At 51.4% G+C, this 4311-nt stretch carries 8 protein-coding genes; 2 read left to right on the top strand and 6 right to left on the bottom strand.

All coding sequences use genetic code 11. The annotated features are described in order from the left end of the window. Positions 1–204 precede the first annotated feature (204 nt). Both relB and ACTH3S_RS17995 read left to right on the top strand, forming a co-directional pair. Entirely contained in the window at positions 205–396 is a 192-nt protein-coding gene (relB, locus tag ACTH3S_RS18000; protein WP_441810385.1) for a type II toxin-antitoxin system RelB family antitoxin, read from the top strand. Further along, positions 383–559: a hypothetical protein gene (locus ACTH3S_RS17995; RefSeq protein WP_441810384.1), complete on the top strand. Its 177-nt coding sequence runs from the start codon at positions 383–385 to the stop codon at positions 557–559. The genes relB and ACTH3S_RS17995 overlap by 14 nt, the downstream gene beginning before the upstream one ends. A gap of 184 nt (positions 560–743) precedes the next feature. Here the strand turns inward: ACTH3S_RS17995 and ACTH3S_RS17990 are convergent, their stop codons facing one another. The 6 genes from ACTH3S_RS17990 to ACTH3S_RS17965 all read right to left on the bottom strand — a co-directional run bounded on the left by ACTH3S_RS17990 (position 744) and on the right by ACTH3S_RS17965 (position 4219). After that, a complete protein-coding gene (locus ACTH3S_RS17990) occupies positions 744–1046 on the bottom strand; it encodes a CopG family antitoxin (protein WP_441810383.1) in 303 nt (100 codons plus the stop codon). 97 nt (positions 1047–1143) lie between these two features. Continuing rightward, the gene (locus tag ACTH3S_RS17985) at positions 1144–1431 is read right to left on the bottom strand and encodes a HigA family addiction module antitoxin (RefSeq protein WP_441810382.1); all 288 of its coding nucleotides are present in this window, start codon (positions 1429–1431) and stop codon (positions 1144–1146) included. Positions 1432–1590: 159 nt separating this feature from the next. After that, positions 1591–1851 carry a helix-turn-helix domain-containing protein gene (locus tag ACTH3S_RS17980; RefSeq protein WP_292273377.1) on the bottom strand — a complete coding sequence of 87 codons (261 nt, stop codon included), beginning with the start codon at positions 1849–1851 and terminating at the stop codon, positions 1591–1593. Between the two features lies 1 nt (position 1852). Continuing rightward, positions 1853–2134 carry a type II toxin-antitoxin system mRNA interferase toxin, RelE/StbE family gene (locus tag ACTH3S_RS17975; protein ID WP_367273071.1) on the bottom strand — a complete coding sequence of 94 codons (282 nt, stop codon included), beginning with the start codon at positions 2132–2134 and terminating at the stop codon, positions 1853–1855. A 175-nt stretch (positions 2135–2309) separates the two neighbouring features. Further along, positions 2310–3782 (bottom strand): O-antigen ligase family protein, encoded by a 1473-nt coding sequence (locus ACTH3S_RS17970; RefSeq protein ID WP_441810381.1) that lies wholly within the window; start codon positions 3780–3782, stop codon positions 2310–2312. Then, positions 3782–4219 (bottom strand): pilin, encoded by a 438-nt coding sequence (locus tag ACTH3S_RS17965; protein ID WP_441810380.1) that lies wholly within the window; start codon positions 4217–4219, stop codon positions 3782–3784. The genes ACTH3S_RS17970 and ACTH3S_RS17965 overlap by 1 nt, the downstream gene beginning before the upstream one ends. Positions 4220–4311: the final 92 nt, after the last annotated feature.

Raw genomic sequence — 4311 nt, 5'->3', positions numbered from 1 at the left:
GCATCCACCGGGCTTTTCGACATCAGGTCAGGCTAAGCTGTGCCTGTCCATGATCTTGTCTTCGTCCATGATCTTGTCTTCTTGTTACGCGCGCCTGTCCACATGATTGCGCCCACATGATTGATGGATGTACATGATGATTTCGCGATGATTGCCCGTTCTTCCCTACCAGAGTAGACTGCGGGTATTAGAGGAGAGATGATAATGAGTACGCCATTAGACCCTATCGTTTCGGAGTTTGAAACACAGGAGCAATCCGACAGCTACGACCGCTGGTTCCGCGAGCGCATCCAGCAGAGTCTTGACGATTCACGTCCCAACATCCCCCATGACGAAGCGATAGCTCGTGTCCGGGCCACAATAGTGTCTAAAAAGCGCCGACATGCTACCGGTTGAGTGGCGAGCTCACGCGCTAGATGCGCTTGAGGAAATTGCCACTTACCTGAGCGAACATAATCCTTACGCCGCCGAAGCCCTCGTGAACGCTATCGAGTATCGCATCACATCTGATCATATCGCCATCCTGGACGTGCTCCACTCCCGCAGGGAATACCCCTGACACCAGCTGTTTAGAATATCTCCTAGCACCATCGGATCAGCAGAGGGACAGGCAAACAGGCTGATAACCCCTAAAATCAACGCAGCAGAAATACAAAAAAGCCCGGGGGGCGCATCCACCAGGCTTTCCAAAATCAGTTCAGGCTGAGCTGTGCCTGTCCATGAGCTTCATCAGATCATTCGCTTTAGCGCGTCCGCTGGCCTGACTTGTTAGCAGAGATGTCTTTTAGGCCACCGGAGACATACTTGTGCAGAACACTGGAAACCAAGGACTGGTAAGGAAGCCCTTCTTCCAGCGCCCGGCGTTGAAGTGCCTCCAGGTCGCGACTGGAGATACGTATATTGATCCGCTTGTCTTTCTTGAACGTTTCTTCCGCGGCCTTCATCAGATACTCCCGACGATCGGCATCCAGATCTGACTCGAACTCTCCGGATTCGTATGCCTCCAGCAGCTCTTGCTCTTCGGGATCCAATTTGGTTTTCGTCATGCTACCCCCTTAGAAATTTCTTAGGAAGGTCAAGCTAGTGCCTGTCCATGATCTTTAAAGCTAAACTGTGCCTGTCCATAATCGGTTTTCCTATGTTTCAGGCCGCAACAAGCCTCTTCACGTTGAGCTCTTTACGATGTTGTTCAGCATGCCAAAGCTCATATTGGGACTGCTGATTTAACCAACTCTCTGCCGAAGTGTCGAAAGCAATAGAAAGCCGAATAGCCATTTCGGGGCTAATGCCGGCCTTGCCGTTCAATACAGCGCTCAGCGTTTTTCGGCTAACACCCAATGCCTCTGCAGCCGCCGTGACAGAGAGGCCAAGAGGCTCCAGACAAAGCTCTCGTAACACTTCGCCAGGGTGGGGAGGACTATGCATCATCATTGCTGTACCTCAGTGGTAATCTTCAACCGACCAGACTCCGGCGCGATTGCCGGACAATTCGTGCAACCGAAGGCCTGGCAAGTCCATATCTTTGGCGTCCGCCGCTACATTTAGGCTAAGAGTGCCTGTCCATGATCACTGCATGATCACTTTACGCTGTCATGCGGCAGACTCGTGCTCAATATCCCAACCTGGGAACACGAGCACGGCAGGATGACACCGTAAAGCCCGAGCAAAGATCTTTGCACGCTCGACACCCAGACGCACCCGATCATTTTCAATCGCTGAAATAGTAGACTGCGGTATGCCAGTGGCCGCTGCCAGATCATTCTGACTCATATCCTGAAGCTCACGCAGAATCCGAACAGATTCCCCAGCAGAAACTTCAACCCTTCTTTTAGCCTTATGATATTCGCTCATTTTATCTCCTCCCATAATCATGGGGAGTAACTTTTTCAACTTCCACAAGCACCTGCTTATTCTGCACTTTATAAATAACGCGATACTGAATATTGAGCCGCGAGGATCGAAAACCCTTCCACTTCCCTGATAAGGCCTCATCATTAAAGCCCCGAATCTGTTTTAGCCCCTGCGGGCCCGAAATCGAAACGATGTCCTTCCATTTCTCATAGCGCTTTTGCACCTCAACAGGTGCCGCCGACAAATTTTTTGTTACTCGCTTATGCTCAAGTATTCCCCACATACCATATAAGATATAGACACTATACAGTATGTCAAGTTCGTACCAGTAGCAGATTGGCCATAACCTCGAATAGACGCCGTAGGAACGACAAAGGCCCGAGGGTCGAAACCGTCGGGCCTTTGGGAATCAGGTCAGGCTAAGCTGTGCCTGTCCATGACCGTTCATGATGACCGTTCTATGGCATCTGATCTGAATGGCGAGGATAATTGCCATGAAACCAAAATCGCGGCAGTGTTCCGGCAGGCACGTTTTCATAATAAAACACCTCATCCTGAACCATGTCAGCGTGATACTCCGCGATAGATTTTAACCAGTAAGCGCACGGCAGGCATACCAAAAACGCGAATAGAACCGAAGCCAACAGACGCTTTCTCGGGGACCCGGAAGCCGTGGGTAGTGCCGCAGGCGTGATCAATGACCAAAACACACTGAGCACCAGAAAACCAACCAACATAGAGCCTGGCGCCATAAACACGGCCGAAACGCCGGCATGCAGTGAAGCTGCGGCCACCGAGGCGGTGAACGCTGCTAGAGGAAGCCCCAACTCTGTATTCTCGCCGGAACGGATCTCTGCCCTGCGCAGCAAAAACAACCGAATAGCCTGACCAACCAGCGTTAGTAAAGCGGCGATCAACAGCCAGCCGTATTCAGCAGCCCACATCAGATACATATTATGCGGGTGGCCAAACTTGGAGGAGCGCTGGTATTGCTCTGACAGGATTTCATGGGTCAACCAGGATTGCGGCCCCAAACCAAACGGGAAATTCACCTGGCTCATTTGCCAGGCTTCTATGAACAAAGGCATCCGGCCTGACGAGTCGGTTTTGAGCGTGCGCAGGGTAACTTCATCAAGCAACAGGGAAGGAACAAACACGGAAAGGAGCAACCAAACTAATACACCGTAGGCCAGATACCGCAAAAAAATCTTAAGCCAGGGTTGCGCCGGGCGACCAATAGCAACCGCCACAAAAAGCACACCGAATGCCAGGCCGAGCATAGAGCCCCGCGAAGAAGAGAGGAAGATAATCCACCACCAAAGCGCAGCTCCCAAGGCCACAAAAAACCGCCATAGCCGCTGGGTCTTGAGCGGGCCAACAAGAACCGCCAGGGGTAGCAGTGGAATCAGCCACGTGGCGATGTGGCTCCAGTAGCGAATGTTAACGAAACCCCAGGGAATAAAATTGGAAAGATTAGACACCTGGTCAGAGAGGGCAAACAGATAAACGGTTATTGTTGCGCCACCATAAAAGGCCGCAGCAATTGAGCCCACATACACCACACCCACCAAACCGTCATACTTTTTAGCCCACGCCGCTAACACACTGCCTGCAAGTACAAATCCGAACAAGAAAGCCGCGTACATGCCGGGCTCTACCCAGGCATAGGGCATGTTTCTGAAGGGTAGCGTCAACAGTAGAAAGCTTGCTGCAACAAGTATCGCAGGCCATACACGCTGAACGGCTATCCAGCCATTCCGGTACATCCAGAGCGCGCCTGATATAATAACAGCCAATGCCAGAAGCCCGGCCAGAAGAAATCGTTGAGACGCGTAGGCTCCCAGCGGCAGCGGAAAAAAGTCAGCAAACAGAACGCTCACGAACACCATTACAGTGAGCGCCCACAAAGCGCCTTTGCACAACCTATCCATTACAGTTTACATCCGGGCGGCAAATAAGCAGGCTTCCATGCGGACACGGCCGTCTTATCAATATTACACTCCCAACTCCCGCCGGGGCTTCGATCAAAGCGCAAAATAAGACCTGCCACATTTCGATGGGCCTTGCCGCCCATGGTCACCTGCAACTGACCAGAACCGTCAGAATTGAGCATTGCTATATTAGCTCCAATGCTACCCGTGGTGAGATTAGATGGCGCATAGCCAATCTCACCATTGGACACGCTACCATTTGAACCCGCCTGGTTTTCAAAAGGTGCTTTATATGCAGCGAGCTCTCCAACCGCACGGCCCACCTGGGTTTTAACGATGTAACTCTGGTATGAAGGGATTGCTATTACCGCGAGGATGCCGATGATCGCCACCACAATCATTAGCTCTATGAGGGTAAAGCCAGTGCTCTTGGTCATAGGTACTCAGTTTCTGGTGATAAGTTTGTGCCTCACCAAAGCAACTTTGATGCCTGATTACGATTTTATCTGTTCTAAGAAAGAGAAAGCTG

This window comes from Marinobacter sp., from assembly GCF_052094685.1.
GTDB lineage: Bacteria > Pseudomonadota > Gammaproteobacteria > Pseudomonadales > Oleiphilaceae > Marinobacter.
This window is presented reverse-complemented; position numbering and strand designations above follow the sequence as displayed.

Excerpts from the sequence above, each read along its gene's own strand:
- relB (WP_441810385.1), top strand. The coding sequence starts at position 205 with ATGAGTACGCCATTAGACCCTATCGTTTCGGAGTTTGAAACACAGGAG.
- ACTH3S_RS17995 (WP_441810384.1), top strand. The coding sequence starts at position 383 with ATGCTACCGGTTGAGTGGCGAGCTCACGCGCTAGATGCGCTTGAGGAA.
- ACTH3S_RS17990 (WP_441810383.1), bottom strand. The coding sequence starts at position 1,046 with ATGACGAAAACCAAATTGGATCCCGAAGAGCAAGAGCTGCTGGAGGCA.
- ACTH3S_RS17985 (WP_441810382.1), bottom strand. The coding sequence starts at position 1,431 with ATGATGATGCATAGTCCTCCCCACCCTGGCGAAGTGTTACGAGAGCTT.
- ACTH3S_RS17980 (WP_292273377.1), bottom strand. The coding sequence starts at position 1,851 with ATGAGCGAATATCATAAGGCTAAAAGAAGGGTTGAAGTTTCTGCTGGG.
- ACTH3S_RS17975 (WP_367273071.1), bottom strand. The coding sequence starts at position 2,134 with ATGTGGGGAATACTTGAGCATAAGCGAGTAACAAAAAATTTGTCGGCG.
- ACTH3S_RS17970 (WP_441810381.1), bottom strand. The coding sequence starts at position 3,782 with ATGGATAGGTTGTGCAAAGGCGCTTTGTGGGCGCTCACTGTAATGGTG.
- ACTH3S_RS17965 (WP_441810380.1), bottom strand. The coding sequence starts at position 4,219 with ATGACCAAGAGCACTGGCTTTACCCTCATAGAGCTAATGATTGTGGTG.